The following is a 13868-nucleotide window of genomic DNA, read 5'->3' on the forward strand; positions in this document are numbered from 1 at the left end:
CTGTGCCGAACGGAAGGAAAGGGACCCGGCGCCTGCGGTCACAGCTTGAAGGAATCCCCAAGGTAGACGCGACGTACGTCGGCGTTGTCCAGGATCGCCTCCGGCGAGCCCTGGGCCAGCACGGTGCCCTCGGCGAGGATATACGCGCGGTCGCAGATTCCCAAGGTCTCGCGCACGTTGTGGTCGGTGATCAGCACGCCGATGCCACGCTGCTTGAGATGGGTGACGATGCGCTGGATTTCACCCACCGAGATCGGGTCGACACCGGCAAACGGTTCGTCGAGCAGGATCAGGCGCGGCTGCGCGGCCAGTGCGCGGGCGATCTCGCAGCGACGACGTTCGCCACCGGACAGGCTGGCGCCGAGCTGGTCGGCCACATGGCCCAGCTGCAGTTCGTCGAGCAGGCTGTTCAATTCGCGTTCGCGGCCGGCCGAATCCAGGTCTTCGCGAAGCTCCAGTACCAGGCGGAGGTTGTCGGCCACCGTCAGCTTGCGGAACACCGACGGCTCCTGCGGCAGGTAGCCCACGCCCTGCTTGGCACGGGTGTACATCGGATCGCTGGTGATGTCCTTGCCGTCGAGCACGATGCTGCCGGCATCGGCGGCGACCAGGCCGACGATCATGTAGAAGCAGGTGGTCTTGCCGGCACCGTTGGGGCCGAGCAGGCCCACCACTTCACCGGCGTCGAGGGTCAGCCCGAAGTCCTTCACGACTTCGCGCTGCTTGTAGCGCTTGCGCAGGCCCTTGGCGACGAGCATTACTTCTTGCTCCCGGCCGGCTTGGCCGACGTGCTGGCCGGCGCCGCCGCCTTGGGCGTGGCCGCCGGCTGTGCCGCCGCGTTCTTGTTCTTCGGCGGAATGACGGTGCGCACGCGGCTGCCATCGCCACCGGAATTCATTTCGCCGCTACGGGTGTTGTAGACCATGCGCTGGCCGGCATTGGTGCCGCGCGCGCTGGTGACCTTGTAGTTGCCGGTCAGGGTGATGATCTCGGTCTTGATGTCGTAGTCGATGCGATCAGCCACCGCGTCCATCCAAGTGCCATCGTCGAGCTGCTGCTTCATCGTGGCCTGCTTGCCGGTGAACACCGCACGCACGGCCTCGCCGTCCTTCAGGTAGATCTCGGCTTCGGACGAGCGGATGTCCAGCGAGCCCTGGGTGACGGTCACGCCCTGCGAGAGCACGGTCTTGCCATCGCCGGTGAGCACGCCCGACTGCGCGCCGGAGTCGATGTTCATGTTCTCGTTGCGGTCGGTGGACTTGGCAAAGGCAGCGCTGGGAACAAGGAGACCGAGCGCGAGTACGGCTGCAAAGGGAATCTTCATCGGGGTCCGTTCTACCGGTGGGGCCGCCCGGGAAACCGGGGGCGGATGGGTGGGCTGCCTGCCTTGCGCCTGTCCGGGGACGTCGCAGGAGGGCGGCGGAATCAGCGTCGGGGCGTGTAACGGCCCTTGGACTGGCTGAGGAAATGATACGTGTTGTTCTTCGAATCCACCTCGAAGCCAACGCCGGACTGTTCAATGCCGGGGCGGGTCATGGTGACCAGCGCATCGGTGCGGGCACGGTTCTCCTTCGGGAACACGTCCAGGTGGTCGGTGCGGAAGGTGGTCGGCACCACGCCCGGATCGGCCGGGCTGTCGCCGGCGACATTGCCGCGCAGCTTCATCTGGTCGCCCTTGGCGCTGAGCCAGCCCGTCTCGGCACGCAGGGTCCAGTGCTTGCCATCCTTGTCCGGCATCTCGAACAGCGGCGTGGCGATGTTGATGGTCTGGTCGCCACGCTGGCGCTCCAGCAACGGTGCGCGCAGGGTGGTCGATTCCTTGCCGTGCTCATCCAGGGCGACGACCTGGAAGTCGTGCAGGACGTAGTCCACGCCGACATCCTGGCCGGCAGTGGCCGGACCCTTGTCGCGGTTGCGCAGGGCCGCCCAGCTGCTGAGCAGGGCCGCCAGCAGCAGGCCGATGCCGAGCAGTGTGCGCCAGTTCAGGCTCGGCAGGTTCATGCGCCGAACCTCGCCAGGACCGCGTCCACATGACCCTGCGCGGCCAGCAGGATGTCACACAGCTCACGGGCTGCACCACGTCCGCCGTCGGCGCGGGTCTGCCAATGCACGCGCTCGGCGATCCACGGGTGGGCGTTGGCCGGCGCCACCGCCAGGCCGACCGCGCCCAGCGGTGCCAGGTCCGGCAGGTCGTCGCCCATGAAGGCCACCTGCTCCAGACCGATGCCGTGCTGCGCACACAGCGCCTGCACGCTGGCCAGCTTGTCGCCCACGGCGATCTGGGTATCGATGCCGAGGTCGGCGCCGCGCCTGAGCGCGGACTGGCTGTTGCGCGCGGTTATCAGCACGGGGTGGATGCCGTGCTGCTGCAGCAGTTTCAGGCCCAGGCCATCCTGCACGAAGTACGCCTTGCTCTCGTTGCCGTCCTTGTCGTAGTACAGCCGACCGTCGGTGAGGGTGCCGTCCACGTCGAAGCAGGCCAGGCGGACGCGGGCCGCGGCGGCATGCAGGTGGGCGGGGAAGGCGGGCAGGGGGGACCAGGGCATCAGGGTGGCAGGCTCGGTGGATTCGGGTTGGGACGGTACAGACTGAATGGGGTCTACGGACTGTCGGTTAAACCACCCGGGCCCGCAACAGGTCATGAATGTTCAGGGCACCGACCGCCCGGCCCTGGTCGTCAACCACGATCAGGCCCGTGATCTTGTGGGTCTCCATCAGCCGGGCAGCCTCCACCGCCAGCTGGTCGGCGCCGATGGTACGTGGGTTGCGGGTCATCACATCGGCGATCTTCGCGGTGCGCACGTCCAGCGCGCTGTCCAGCGCCCGGCGCAGGTCACCGTCGGTGAACAGGCCGATCAGCACACCGTCGGCATCGACCACGGCGGTCATGCCCAGCCGCTTGCGGCTCATTTCGACCAGCGCCTCGCTGAGGCTGGCGTCGGCCCCCACGCTGGGCAGGTCCTCCCCGGTGTGCATGACGTCGGTGATATGCAGCAGCAGGCGGCGGCCGAGGCTGCCGGCCGGGTGCGAGCGGGCGAAATCGTCGGCGGTGAAGCCGCGTGCGTCGAGCAGGGCCACGGCCAGCGCATCGCCCATCGCCAGCGAGGCGGTGGTGCTGGAGGTCGGCGCCAGCGCCAGCGGGCAGGCCTCGGCCGGCACGCTGACGTCCAGGTGGATATCGGCGGCGGTGGCCAGGCTGGACTGCGGGCGGCCGGTCATGGAAATCAGCACGTTGCCCTGGCGCTTGAGCACCGGCAGCAGCATCAGCACTTCGTCCGATTCGCCCGAATAGGACAGCGCCAGCACCACGTCGGCCTCGGTGATCATGCCCAGGTCACCATGGCCGGCTTCGCCCGGATGCACGTAGAACGCGGGAGTGCCGGTGGAGGCCAGCGTAGCGGCGATCTTGCGGGCGATGTGCCCGGACTTGCCCATGCCGGTGGCGACCACCCGGCCGCGGCTGGCCAGGATCGCCTGGCAAGCCTGCTGGAAGGCCTCGCCGAGGCGGTCGGCCACGGCATCCAGCGCCTGCCGCTCGATCTCGAAGACGCGGCGGCCGCTGGCGACCAGGCCGGCAGGGTCGACGGAACGGGGGGGCAACAGGGATTCGGCCATGCGGACGCCACGCAGCGGAAGTAGAATGGAGGCACATTTTATTAGGAAAGCCCGTTGGACGCCGACACCATCCGCAACCTGATCGAAACCGGCCTGCCCGGCGCCCGCGCCGACGTGCAGGGCGACGATGGCGTGCATTTCGAAGCGACCGTGGTCTGCGAGGCCTTTGCCGGCAAGATGCCGCTGGCCCGCCACCGGATGGTCTATGCCACCCTAGGCGACCTGATGGGCGGCGCGATCCACGCGCTGGCGCTGAAAACCGTGACCCCGGCCGAAGCCGGCTGAACCGCAGAAGATCCCGAATACATGGCCAAGATCGTTGTGACCGGCGGCGCTGCGCTGCACGGTGAAGTGAGCATCTCCGGCGCCAAGAACGCCGTCCTCCCCATTCTCTGCGCGACCCTGCTGGCCGATGCGCCGGTGGAGATCACCAACGTGCCGCACCTGCACGATGTGGTCACCACGGTGAAGCTGCTGGGTGAACTGGGTGCCAAGGTCACCATCGACCAGGGCACGCTGTCGCGCGGCAGTGCGATCGTGGTCGACCCGCGTCCGGTCAACCAGCATGTTGCCCCGTACGAGCTGGTCAAGACCATGCGCGCCTCGATCCTGGTGCTGGGCCCGCTGCTGGCCCGCTTCGGCGCGGCGGAAGTGTCGCTGCCCGGCGGCTGCGCGATCGGCTCGCGTCCGGTCGACCAGCACATCAAGGGCCTGCAGGCGCTGGGCGCCGAGATCGTGGTCGAGAACGGCTTCATCAAGGCCACGGCCAAGCGCCTGAAGGGCGGCCATTTCACCTTCGACATGGTCAGCGTTACCGGCACCGAGAACGTGCTGATGGGCGCGGTGCTGGCCGAAGGCACCACCATCCTCGACAACTGTGCGATGGAACCGGAAGTGACCGATCTGGCGCATTGCCTGATCGCGCTGGGCGCGAAGATCGAAGGCCTGGGCACTGCCCGCCTGGTCATCGAAGGCGTCGAGCGCCTGTCCGGCGGCCGCCATGAAGTGCTGCCCGACCGCATCGAGACCGGCACCTTCCTGGTGGCTGCGGCGATGACCGGCGGCAAGGTCACGGTCAACCGTGCGCGCCCGAACACCATGGACGCGGTGCTGTCCAAGCTGGTCGAAGCCGGTGCGAAGATCGAGACCACCGACGACACCATCACCCTGGACATGCAGGGCAAGCGGCCGAAGGCGGTCAACCTGACCACTGCGCCGTACCCGGCGTTCCCGACCGACATGCAGGCGCAGTTCATGGCGCTCAACTGCGTGGCCGACGGCGTCGGCGTGATCAACGAAACGATCTTCGAAAACCGTTTCATGCACGTCAACGAGTTGCTGCGCCTGGGCGCGGACATCCAGGTCGAAGGCCACACCGCCATCGTGCGGGGCAGCGAGCACCTGAGTGGCGCACCGGTGATGGCCACCGACCTGCGTGCCTCGGCCTCGCTGATCCTGGCCGGCCTGATGGCCAGCGGCGAGACCACCATCGACCGCATCTACCACCTTGACCGTGGCTACGAGAACATCGAAGAGAAGCTGTCTTCGCTCGGTGCCACCATCCGGCGCGTGCCATGATCCTGCGCGGCAAGTTCAGCCCGCGTCGCAAGGCGCTGCTGGCGCTGGTGCTGATCGTGCTGGCGTGGCTGGGCTACGCCTGGTACGCCAACATCGCCATCACCCAGGGCATCGAGCAGAAGGACATGGACTGGAATGGCGATGGCACGGTCTCGCGCGACGAGATCATCGAGTCGTTCTATGCGGTTGCGGTGAATGACAGCCAGGACGGCAACCGCCATTGCCGCACCTTCGTCTGGCGCAGCACCGGCGAGCAGATCCGCGTGGACTGCCGTACCGAGTTCAAGCCGGCGGCGGCCGAAGAAAAGAAGTAAGAAAAACGCCCGCGAAAGCGGGCGTTTTCTTTTCGCGGGGCCTGGGGTCGGAGCCCTTTCCATCGGAAAGGGCTCCGGCCCCAGCCACACAACCGGGGTCAGAGCCCGTCCCCGAGGGGACGGGATCCGACCCCGGCACTCAGTTCATCGCCTTGATGGTCAGGTCCAGGGCATCGCGGTCGTTCTCCCGCTGCAGCATGCGTGCCGGCACCGGGAACTCCGGCACGATCCAGGCGATCAGCTCCTTGTTGCCGTCGGCACGCGAGACCTTGGTCGCTTCGTAGCTCTTGCCGCCCACGGTGATCGACTCCTTGCCGATCACGCGGTAGGTCATGTTCTTGATGCGGCCTTCGTCGACCATGCGATAGGTCAGCGGCTTGCCGGCGGCGAGGTCACGGGCGATCGCCAGGTTGATCAGCAGCGCGTCCATGTCACCGGATTTCAGTGCGATAGGTCCAGCGCGGTCCGGCTTGATGTCGCCGGTCCAGGTGGCCTGGTTGCTGGTCCAGTTGTAGTTGGCCTGCACGTTGCGCTTCTTCACCAGCAGCGCCGAACGGTCCTGGCTGCTGAGCGGGCGCAGCTGGCCGCGCACTTCTTCGAACACGGTGCTCTGGCTCAGGTCGGCCAGCTGGTTCTTCACCTGCAGCGTGTAGCGCCACTTGTTGGCACCCTCGCTGCTCAGCGTCATGCTGCCATTGGCCTGCATGCCCATGTAGCTGGCCAGGTAATCGGCCTTGAACGGCTGCAGGGCCATGGCCGGCAGGCTGGCCACCGACAGCGCGGCTGCAGCGATCCAGGTGAGGGGGCGGGTCAGGGTGCTCATGCTCAGACTCCTTGGTATTCGATCAGGCGCAGATCGACGCGGTCTTCGCCGTCTTCGCGTTGCAGGATGCGCACCGGGGTGGGGACACCGTTGGCGATCCAGAGGATGGTTTCGTTGTTGCCGCCGTTGGTCCGGTAGACCCGCAGCGCGTTGTAGGACAGGTCGCCGACCTCGACGTTCTCGGTCTGCGGCGCGGCCTGGTAGTCGTGCTGGCGGACCTTGCCCATGTCCACGTAGCGGTAGTGCATGGTGGCACCCGGACGGGCATCCCGCATGATCGCCAGGTTGATCAGCAGGGCGCTCTGGTCGCCCGGCTGCAGCGGAATCGGCTGCGCACGCTTCTTCTCGACGTCGCCGGTCCACTGCGCGGTACCGGCCTGCCAGTTGTACGTGCCGACCGCCTTCTTGCCCAGGAACAGGCCCTTGCGCACCGTGCTCTGGCTCAGCGGTGCATAGGCGCCGGCGCGCTCCTCGAACACCGTGCTCTGCTCGATGTTCAGGCCCAGCACGCTGGCAAAGCCGCGGCGGCCGACCACCTGCATGTCGACCCGCCACTGGTTGCCGCCGGTATGGGTGACCTGCATGCTGGCGTCGCCGGCCTCCTTGCCTTTGTAGAAGGCCTGGTAGGTGGCGCTGAACGGCTGCAGCGGCGGCGGTTCCCACGCCAAGGCCGGCAGGGCCGGGGCCGCCGCTTCGGCCGGCGGTTGCACCGCTGGCACCGGCGCCGGAGCCGGCGAGGCAGGCGCCTGCGCCTGGCCCCAACCCACGCCGGGGAGCACGACAAGCGACAGCAGCAGCGAAGTGGACAGCAGGGTCGTGGTCTTCATGGAAGAGAGGAGCCGCAGGAGGTGGGCAGGATGCCAGCCCCGCAGTCAGCGGGGCGTGTGCGTGGGCGTTACCGGTTCAGGTTCCCGGCGGAATCTAGGGCCAGCGGGCTAAACAGGGGGTGACCGTCCAGTTGCGGCTGGCCCTCCCGTTCAGTCAGGCGGCCGGCGCACAGCAGCTGCAGCGTGGCGATCAGCAGGGGATGCTCCACCGCCAGCACACGCGCGGCCAGCGTGTCGGCGTCATCGCCGGGCAGCACCGGTACCCGCACCTGGGCCAGCACGGCGCCGGCGTCCAGCTCGGGTACGACCAGGTGCACGCTGGCACCGTGCTCGGCATCGCCTGCATCCAGTGCCCGCGCATGCGTGTCCAGCCCCTTGTGCAGCGGCAGCAGCGACGGGTGGATGTTGACCAGGCGGCCATTGAAGCGCTGCACGAAGGCGGCGCCGAGTATGCGCATGTAGCCGGCGCAGACGATCCAGTCCGGTGCGACCGCGGCCAGTGCGTCGCCCAGTGCCTGCTCGTAGGCGGCGCGGTCCTGGAATTCCTTCGGCGCATGCGCCCAGCGCAGGTTGGCGCTGACCCGCTGCAGCGCGGCGGCGGCCGGGCGGTCGGAAAATACGCCGACGACCTCGGCGCGCAGGCGTCCCGCAGCGATGGCATCGAGGATGGCCTGCAGGTTGCTGCCGCGGCCGGAGGCAAGCACGGCAATGCGGGTGGGCGCGGTCATTGCGGGGTACTCCGGCGGATCAGCGGCCAGGTCAGCAGGCTGCCCACGGTGGCCATCAGCATGTCGGCATGGGCGTCCCACATGTCGCCCTGCTGCCCGTTGTAGGCCTCGGCGGCGTCCGGCGACAGGGCGAGCGCGATGGCCCATTCGAACCACTCGTAGACCAGGCTGGCGCACATCACCGTCATCACCGCCAGGGTGAAGGCCTGGCCGCGGCGCAGCGCCGGCCAGGCGTGACGTGCCAGCTGCAGCAGTGCCGGCGTGAAACAGACGCCGAACAGGAAGTGGATGAGGCGGTCGAAATGATTGCGCTGCCAGCCGAACGCCGCATTCGGCGACCAGCCGATCAGCGCCTGCGTCCACGCGTCGTAGGGAACGTTCGAGTACAGCCAGCGGGCGGCCACACAGTGCAGCGCGATGAAGCCGCAGATCGCGATGAAGGCACCGTTGCCCAGCCAGCCACCCCGGCGGTCGACCCACAGCAGGGCGCCCAGGCCGATCACGGTCAGCGTGCTGTGCAGCGCCTGCTCGGTGGGCCACAGCGGCTGGATCCAGCTGACCGCGAATACCGCCAGCACGGCAGCGAAGGCCAGCTTCTTGGGGCGCGAGAAACGGAAGGCGCTGGGCGAAGCGGTCGTGGGGAGGGCAGGCGCGGACATGGGAAGTCGATCAGGAAAGGGCGGGGCGTCTGCCGGCAAGTTCAGACGCGGAGATGGTCGCCGCGGTCGAACAGGGCGGCCATGTCAGGCTTGGACAGGAACACCCAGGCATAGGCGGTCAGGGCCATGCCCAGCGGGCCGGCCAGCACCGCCAGCCAGGCCGCGCGCTGGCACCAGGCCAGCCCGGTGCGGCGCGACAGCAGGCGCGCGGTGTGCAGCTGCACGAAGCCCAGCGCGGCAGCCAGCGCTGAAACGACGCCGTACACGGTGGCCAGTACCGCGCCATCGTCCAGCCCGCGCGAGCTGGCAACCAGGCCGATGAAACCGAGGAAGGCCAGCGCGGCCATCCAGTGGAAAACCGCCAGCGCGTAGAACAGCACCTTCAGCGTCTGCAGGTGGCTGCCCAGCTGAAGGTGCGCCAGGGTCTGCTGCGGCAGCGGCGGCGGTGCGCCCGGGCTCGTCATGCCGCCGTGCCCGCTGTGTCGAACGCGGCCTTGACCTGCGGACGCAGCAGCGTGATCAGGCTGAGTACTCCCAGCACGGTACCGATCGGCGTGAACAGACAGGCCAGCCCGGCCACGATCAGGCACAGCAGGTAGCGGCGGCGGCGGGCCAGGCAACGGCCGGCGTAGGCCACGAACGCGCCCAGGGTGACGCCACCGAACACGATGACACAGCCGATCACGACGAACATCCAGCCGAACACGCGCTGTTCGGCCGGCGACGAGGGCTGGCCGCCGGAGTTCATCGGCAGGTTGCCGGTGAGCGCGGTGACGCCGAGCACGATGTGGACGATGAAGATCAGCGAGAACAGCGCGATCAGGCCGCCGACCACGTAGTGCGCGATTGACAGCATGCGCAGGTGGTCGGCGTCCTGGGGGTTGAACGCCGGTACCGCCGTCGTTGGCGGCGGCACGGGGGTAGGGGGCAGCGGGGGCATTGCGTCCATGCGGGCTCCTCGGGGCCGGGTTCAGCCGATGTGAACGCGCTCGGCGCCTTCAGCAGTGACCACCTGGCCGATGGTCCAGTGGTCCAGGCCCTGCGCCTTGACCGCCTCGGACACGGCGGCGACCTGGTCGGCTGCCACGATCAGCACGAAGCCGATGCCGCAGTTGAAGGTGCGCCACATCTCGCTGTCGGCCACGGCGCCTTCCTTCTGCAGCCACTGGAACACCGGCGGCAGGGTCCAGGACGATGCCCGGATGTCCAGGCCGAGGCCGTCGGGCACCACGCGGATGATGTTCTCGGTCAGGCCGCCACCGGTGATGTGGGCCATGCCGTGGATGGCCTCGCCGTGCGACTTCAGCAGTGCCAGGATCGGCTTCACGTACAGGCGGGTCGGTGCCATCAGCGCGTCGACCAGCTTCACGCCGCCCTCCAGCTCCAGGTCGGCCGGGCGGCCGGCGCGGTCGTAGATGCGGCGCACCAGCGAGTAGCCGTTGGAGTGCGGGCCGGACGAGGCGATGCCGATCAGCACGTCGCCGGCGGCCACGCTGGCGCCGTCCTTCAGCTCGCTCTTCTCGACCGCGGCGACCGTGAAGCCGGCCAGGTCGTACTCGCCCGGGGCATACATGTCGGGCATCTCAGCGGTTTCGCCGCCGATCAGCGCGCAGCCGGCCTCGGTGCAGCCGTTGGCGATGCCGCCCACGACCGCTGCGGCGGTGTCGATGTCCAGCTTGCCGGTGGCGAAGTAGTCCAGGAAGAACAGCGGCTCGGCACCCTGCACCAGCACGTCGTTCACGCACATGGCGACCAGGTCGATGCCGATCGTATCGTGGCGGTTCAGCTGGTGGGCCAGCTTCAGCTTGGTGCCCACGCCATCGGTACCCGACACCAGCACCGGCTCGCGGTACTTGTTGGACAGGTCGAACAGGGCGCCGAAGCCGCCCAGGCCGCCCATCACTTCCGGGCGGAAGCTGCGCTTGACCAGGGGCTTGATCCGCTCGACCAGCGCGTTGCCGGCGTCGATGTCGACACCCGCGTCACGGTAGGTGAGGGGGGAAGGGGCGGAAGACGGGGTGTTGGTCACGGGCGTCGGCGCTGGCAGGGGTTGAATGAGCGATTTTAACAGGCCGCATTGGCGCAAAGGCCGTATTCGGGCAACAATTCCCCCGGATTCGTCGAGCCAATGGATGTCCTGATGCGCCGCAGCCTGATTCTGACCCTGCTCCTTGCACTGAGCCTGCCGGTGGCCACGATGGCCCAGAGCGGCCTGCGCACCGAGGGAGATGTCGCCACCGCTTCGGGGGCCTACGAGGCCGAAGTGCCCGTCAACAGCCAGGCCGAGGCCGATCGCAACGGTGCCCTGGCCCGTGCCCTGAGCGTGGTGCTGGGCAAGCTGTCCGGCGACCGCAACGTGATGTCACGCCCCGGCGTGGTGCAGGCGCTGCGCAATGCCAAGGACTACGTGGCCAGCTACGACTACAAGCAGGACCAGAGCGTGGGTGCCAGCGGCGCACCGAGCTTCCGGACCCTGCTGGTGGCCCGCTTCCGCGAGGACGATGTCGATTCGCTGGTCTCGGCGCTGGGCCTGCCGCTGTGGCCGCAGCCGCGACCGAAGCCGGTGCTGTGGCTGGCCGTCGACGACGGCAGTGGCCCGCGCCTGGTCAGCGTGCAGCAGGCCAATGCCGCCCGCCCGCTGCTGAACCGCGCCATCGAGCGGGGTTACAAGCTGGGCCTGCCCAGCGGCGGTGCTGCCGAACAGGCCCTGGCCGGTGCCATCTGGCGCCAGGACAGCGCCGCCGTGGCCCGTGCCTCCTCGCGCTACTCGCCGCCGATGCAGCTGATCGGCAAGCTGTACCGCGCCAACGGTGGCTGGCAGGCGGACTGGGTGTTCGTCGACAACGGCCGCGAACTGAACAAGTGGACCAGCAAGGACGCCAACGCCATGCGCGCGATGGCCGCCGGTGCCGACGGTGCCGCCGATGCGCTGGTCAAGCGCTATGCCAAGGCCGGCGTGGCCGTCGGCCAGGCCGGCACCTACCGCCTGGTGGTGACCGGCATCAACAGCGCCGATGACTACCTGCGGCTGGCCGCTGGCCTGCGCGAGGTGCCGGTGGTGCGCAACGTCACCCCGTTGCACGCCTCGGCCGGCCAACTGGAGCTGAGCGTGGAGATGACCACCGGCCTGGCCGGCTTCAACCGCATGCTTGGCGACAACGGCGTGCTGGTGCCAAGCGCGCCGCTGCCGGCCCTGCCGACCCCGATCGATGACACCACCGGTGCCCCGGTAGCCGCGCCGGTCAGCAACGAGTACCGCCTGCGATGATCCTGAGCCCGGAAGCTGAAATCGCGCAGTTCCTGCGCCGGCTGAAGTACATCCTGTTCGCCGGCCTGATCGGCTGGGTGGTGTGGCTGCTGGCGCCGATCCTGACCCCGTTCGTGCTGGCACTGGCGCTGGCCTGGCTGGGTGACCCGCTGGTGGACCGCATCGAGGCCACCGGCCGCTCGCGCATGACCGGCGTGGTGCTGGTGTTCGCAGCGATGGTGCTGGTGATCGTGGCACTGCTGCTGGTGCTGGTGCCGATGATCGAGCGCCAGATCACCACCCTGATCGCGGCCGCGCCGCAGGCGCAGGCGTGGCTGATGCAGACCGGCATCCCCTGGTTCGAGCACAAGACCGGCCTGGAAGTGATGCAGTGGCTGGATCCGGACCGCCTGATCGAATGGGTGCGCAGCCATTGGCAGCAGGCCGGCGGCTTCGCCACCACGTTCATGGGCTACGTCTCGCGTTCGGGCTTTGCGATGGTGACCTGGGTGGTCAACATCCTGCTGCTGCCGATCCTGGCGTTCTACTTCCTGCGCGACTGGGACAAGCTGGTCGAGCGGGTGGCCTCGGTGATTCCGCGCAACCAGATCGGCACCATCAGCGCGCTGGCGCGTGAATCCAACGAGGTGCTGGGTGCGTTCATCCGTGGCCAGTTCCTGGTGATGCTGGCGCTGGGCGTGATCTACGCCGGTGGCCTGTCGCTTGTCGGCCTCAAGCTGGGCCTGCTGATCGGCCTGATTGCCGGCCTGATCAGCTTCATCCCGTACCTGGGCGCGACCACCGGCGTGCTGATGGCGGTGATCGCCGCGCTGGTGCAGGCGCAGGGCTTCGACCTGAAGCTGCTGATCCTGGTCGGCGTGGTGTTCACCGTGGGCCAGCTGCTGGAAAGCTACGTGCTGACCCCGCGCATCGTCGGCGACAAGATCGGCCTGCACCCGGTGGCGGTGATCTTCGCGGTGATGGCCGGCGGCCAGCTGTTCGGCTTCCTCGGCATGCTGCTGGCGCTGCCGGTAGCGGCGGTGACCAACGTGCTGCTGCGCTATGCCCACCAGCGCTATCGGCAGAGCGAACTGTACGTGGGCGAGAAGCCGGCGATCGTGCTTGATGGCGTGGTCGACGCGCCCCATATCATCGTTCCGGACGACAAGGGCCCCGACCTGAAGTGATGGGTGTGCCGCAACTGCCGCTGGCCCTGCATTACCCGCGGGACCAGCGCCTGGAGACCTTCATCGGCGCGCCGGATGGCGCGCTGGCGCAGCTGCGCGCGATCGCGGTTGGCGCCAGCCACGACTGGGTCTACCTGGAAGGTGCGGCGGGAACCGGCAAGACCCACCAGGCGCTGGCGATGTGCTCCAGCGCCGAGCAGGCCGGACGGTTGCCGACGTACGTGCCGCTGGCCAGCGCCGCCGGCCGTGTCCGTGCGGCGCTTGATGGGCTGGAAGCGCGCGAACTGGTGGCGCTGGACGGCCTGGACGAGGTTGCCGGCAACCGCGAGGATGAGATCGCGCTGTTCGATTTCCACAACCGTGCGCGCGCTGCGGGCGTGACCGTGCTGTACACGGCACAGAAGGCGCCGGGCGAACTGGGCCTGGTGCTGCCGGACCTGCGCTCGCGGCTGGGCCAGTGCGTACGCGTGCTGCTGCAGCCGCTGGATGAGGAAGGGCGGGCGGCCGTGCTGCGCGAGCGTGCACTGCGACGCGGCCTGGCCATCGACGAAGCGGCCATCGAGTGGCTGCTGTCGCACACCGGCCGTGAGCTGGGTGGATTGATCACCCTGCTGGACTGGCTGGACCGCGAATCGCTGGCGGCGAAGCGGCGGATCACCGTGCCGTTCCTGCGCCAGGTGCTGGAAGAAGGCCGGCCTCGTTACTGAGGGATGTTGTTCGGCAGGGCTGCGCCCTGCACCCGCGGTAGTGCCGGCCGCTGGCCGGCAACGTCAACGTCAACGGCAGAAGTGGCTTCCTGAGGGGGGCGGGGTGGCTCAGGTTGCGGGGGACGGCGCAAGTACGTCCCTGTAGCCTCGGTCGCGCCATCCATGGCGCTCACGCCCCCGCAA

General features: G+C 68.4%; 18 protein-coding genes. 6 read left to right on the forward strand and 12 right to left on the reverse strand.

The window, feature by feature from the left end; genetic code table 11:
• Window positions 1-38: 38 nt before the first annotated feature.
• The 5 genes from lptB to AC5P6H_RS13985 all read right to left on the reverse strand — a co-directional run bounded on the left by lptB (window position 39) and on the right by AC5P6H_RS13985 (window position 3615).
• The gene (lptB, locus tag AC5P6H_RS13965) at window positions 39-758 is read right to left on the reverse strand and encodes an LPS export ABC transporter ATP-binding protein (protein WP_005415558.1); all 720 of its coding nucleotides are present in this window, start codon (window positions 756-758) and stop codon (window positions 39-41) included.
• Complete coding sequence (lptA, locus tag AC5P6H_RS13970) at window positions 758-1324, reverse strand: lipopolysaccharide transport periplasmic protein LptA (RefSeq protein WP_032959333.1); 567 nt, start codon at window positions 1322-1324, stop codon at window positions 758-760. The genes lptB and lptA overlap by 1 nt, the downstream gene beginning before the upstream one ends.
• Before the next feature lie 101 nt (window positions 1325-1425).
• On the reverse strand, window positions 1426-2001 hold the full coding sequence (gene lptC, locus AC5P6H_RS13975; RefSeq protein WP_262093209.1) for an LPS export ABC transporter periplasmic protein LptC: 576 nt from the start codon (window positions 1999-2001) through the stop codon (window positions 1426-1428).
• Window positions 1998-2546, reverse strand: a complete 549-nt coding sequence (locus tag AC5P6H_RS13980; protein ID WP_014036245.1) for a KdsC family phosphatase — start codon at window positions 2544-2546, stop codon at window positions 1998-2000. The genes lptC and AC5P6H_RS13980 overlap by 4 nt, the downstream gene beginning before the upstream one ends.
• A gap of 67 nt (window positions 2547-2613) precedes the next feature.
• Window positions 2614-3615 (reverse strand): KpsF/GutQ family sugar-phosphate isomerase, encoded by a 1002-nt coding sequence (locus AC5P6H_RS13985; protein ID WP_014646236.1) that lies wholly within the window; start codon window positions 3613-3615, stop codon window positions 2614-2616.
• A gap of 54 nt (window positions 3616-3669) precedes the next feature.
• On the opposite strand from AC5P6H_RS13985, the gene AC5P6H_RS13990 reads away from it, so the two are divergent.
• The 3 genes from AC5P6H_RS13990 to AC5P6H_RS14000 are packed head-to-tail and all read left to right on the forward strand — an operon-like array spanning window position 3670 to window position 5507.
• Entirely contained in the window at window positions 3670-3900 is a 231-nt protein-coding gene (locus AC5P6H_RS13990) for a BolA family protein (RefSeq protein ID WP_005408396.1), read from the forward strand.
• Window positions 3901-3921: 21 nt separating this feature from the next.
• The gene (gene murA, locus AC5P6H_RS13995) at window positions 3922-5193 is read left to right on the forward strand and encodes a UDP-N-acetylglucosamine 1-carboxyvinyltransferase (RefSeq protein WP_014646237.1); all 1272 of its coding nucleotides are present in this window, start codon (window positions 3922-3924) and stop codon (window positions 5191-5193) included.
• Window positions 5190-5507 (forward strand): hypothetical protein, encoded by a 318-nt coding sequence (locus AC5P6H_RS14000; RefSeq protein WP_032957609.1) that lies wholly within the window; start codon window positions 5190-5192, stop codon window positions 5505-5507. Before murA ends, AC5P6H_RS14000 begins: the two co-directional genes overlap by 4 nt.
• 139 nt (window positions 5508-5646) lie before the next feature.
• Here the strand turns inward: AC5P6H_RS14000 and AC5P6H_RS14005 are convergent, their stop codons facing one another.
• The 7 genes from AC5P6H_RS14005 to purM form a co-directional block, all read right to left on the reverse strand.
• Entirely contained in the window at window positions 5647-6330 is a 684-nt protein-coding gene (locus AC5P6H_RS14005; protein ID WP_014036249.1) for a DUF3108 domain-containing protein, read from the reverse strand.
• Window positions 6331-6332: 2 nt separating this feature from the next.
• A complete protein-coding gene (locus tag AC5P6H_RS14010) occupies window positions 6333-7157 on the reverse strand; it encodes a DUF3108 domain-containing protein (protein ID WP_046429311.1) in 825 nt (274 codons plus the stop codon).
• A gap of 68 nt (window positions 7158-7225) precedes the next feature.
• A complete protein-coding gene (gene purN, locus AC5P6H_RS14015) occupies window positions 7226-7885 on the reverse strand; it encodes a phosphoribosylglycinamide formyltransferase (RefSeq protein ID WP_014646240.1) in 660 nt (219 codons plus the stop codon).
• Window positions 7882-8544: a DUF2238 domain-containing protein gene (locus AC5P6H_RS14020; RefSeq protein ID WP_032957613.1), complete on the reverse strand. Its 663-nt coding sequence runs from the start codon at window positions 8542-8544 to the stop codon at window positions 7882-7884. The genes purN and AC5P6H_RS14020 overlap by 4 nt, the downstream gene beginning before the upstream one ends.
• Before the next feature lie 41 nt (window positions 8545-8585).
• On the reverse strand, window positions 8586-9008 hold the full coding sequence (locus tag AC5P6H_RS14025; RefSeq protein ID WP_014646242.1) for a hypothetical protein: 423 nt from the start codon (window positions 9006-9008) through the stop codon (window positions 8586-8588).
• Window positions 9005-9493, reverse strand: a complete 489-nt coding sequence (locus AC5P6H_RS14030; protein WP_495202777.1) for a hypothetical protein — start codon at window positions 9491-9493, stop codon at window positions 9005-9007. The genes AC5P6H_RS14025 and AC5P6H_RS14030 overlap by 4 nt, the downstream gene beginning before the upstream one ends.
• Window positions 9494-9514: 21 nt before the next feature.
• Entirely contained in the window at window positions 9515-10573 is a 1059-nt protein-coding gene (gene purM, locus AC5P6H_RS14035; protein WP_134808578.1) for a phosphoribosylformylglycinamidine cyclo-ligase, read from the reverse strand.
• Between the two features lie 99 nt (window positions 10574-10672).
• Between purM and AC5P6H_RS14040 the strand changes: the two genes are divergently transcribed.
• From AC5P6H_RS14040 to hda, 3 genes are read left to right on the forward strand one after another with little or no spacing between them, the layout of a single operon-like run.
• Window positions 10673-11812, forward strand: coding sequence for a DUF2066 domain-containing protein (locus AC5P6H_RS14040; RefSeq protein WP_032957235.1), 1140 nt, complete (start codon window positions 10673-10675; stop codon window positions 11810-11812).
• On the forward strand, window positions 11809-12978 hold the full coding sequence (locus AC5P6H_RS14045) for an AI-2E family transporter (RefSeq protein ID WP_014646246.1): 1170 nt from the start codon (window positions 11809-11811) through the stop codon (window positions 12976-12978). The genes AC5P6H_RS14040 and AC5P6H_RS14045 overlap by 4 nt, the downstream gene beginning before the upstream one ends.
• Entirely contained in the window at window positions 12978-13685 is a 708-nt protein-coding gene (hda, locus tag AC5P6H_RS14050; RefSeq protein WP_014646247.1) for a DnaA regulatory inactivator Hda, read from the forward strand. The genes AC5P6H_RS14045 and hda overlap by 1 nt, the downstream gene beginning before the upstream one ends.
• The last annotated feature ends 183 nt before the right edge of the window (window positions 13686-13868 follow it).

The organism is Stenotrophomonas sp. YJH_SMC_110 (assembly GCF_059369255.1).

Bases quoted from the DNA above. Each gene is read 5' to 3' on its own strand.
- lptB (WP_005415558.1), bottom strand. From the start codon at position 758: ATGCTCGTCGCCAAGGGCCTGCGCAAGCGCTACAAGCAGCGCGAAGTC.
- lptA (WP_032959333.1), bottom strand. From the start codon at position 1,324: ATGAAGATTCCCTTTGCAGCCGTACTCGCGCTCGGTCTCCTTGTTCCC.
- lptC (WP_262093209.1), bottom strand. From the start codon at position 2,001: ATGAACCTGCCGAGCCTGAACTGGCGCACACTGCTCGGCATCGGCCTG.
- AC5P6H_RS13980 (WP_014036245.1), bottom strand. From the start codon at position 2,546: ATGCCCTGGTCCCCCCTGCCCGCCTTCCCCGCCCACCTGCATGCCGCC.
- AC5P6H_RS13985 (WP_014646236.1), bottom strand. From the start codon at position 3,615: ATGGCCGAATCCCTGTTGCCCCCCCGTTCCGTCGACCCTGCCGGCCTG.
- murA (WP_014646237.1), top strand. From the start codon at position 3,922: ATGGCCAAGATCGTTGTGACCGGCGGCGCTGCGCTGCACGGTGAAGTG.
- AC5P6H_RS14000 (WP_032957609.1), top strand. From the start codon at position 5,190: ATGATCCTGCGCGGCAAGTTCAGCCCGCGTCGCAAGGCGCTGCTGGCG.
- AC5P6H_RS14005 (WP_014036249.1), bottom strand. From the start codon at position 6,330: ATGAGCACCCTGACCCGCCCCCTCACCTGGATCGCTGCAGCCGCGCTG.
- AC5P6H_RS14010 (WP_046429311.1), bottom strand. From the start codon at position 7,157: ATGAAGACCACGACCCTGCTGTCCACTTCGCTGCTGCTGTCGCTTGTC.
- purN (WP_014646240.1), bottom strand. From the start codon at position 7,885: ATGACCGCGCCCACCCGCATTGCCGTGCTTGCCTCCGGCCGCGGCAGC.
- AC5P6H_RS14020 (WP_032957613.1), bottom strand. From the start codon at position 8,544: ATGTCCGCGCCTGCCCTCCCCACGACCGCTTCGCCCAGCGCCTTCCGT.
- AC5P6H_RS14025 (WP_014646242.1), bottom strand. From the start codon at position 9,008: ATGACGAGCCCGGGCGCACCGCCGCCGCTGCCGCAGCAGACCCTGGCG.
- AC5P6H_RS14030 (WP_495202777.1), bottom strand. From the start codon at position 9,493: ATGGACGCAATGCCCCCGCTGCCCCCTACCCCCGTGCCGCCGCCAACG.
- AC5P6H_RS14040 (WP_032957235.1), top strand. From the start codon at position 10,673: ATGGATGTCCTGATGCGCCGCAGCCTGATTCTGACCCTGCTCCTTGCA.
- AC5P6H_RS14045 (WP_014646246.1), top strand. From the start codon at position 11,809: ATGATCCTGAGCCCGGAAGCTGAAATCGCGCAGTTCCTGCGCCGGCTG.
- hda (WP_014646247.1), top strand. From the start codon at position 12,978: ATGGGTGTGCCGCAACTGCCGCTGGCCCTGCATTACCCGCGGGACCAG.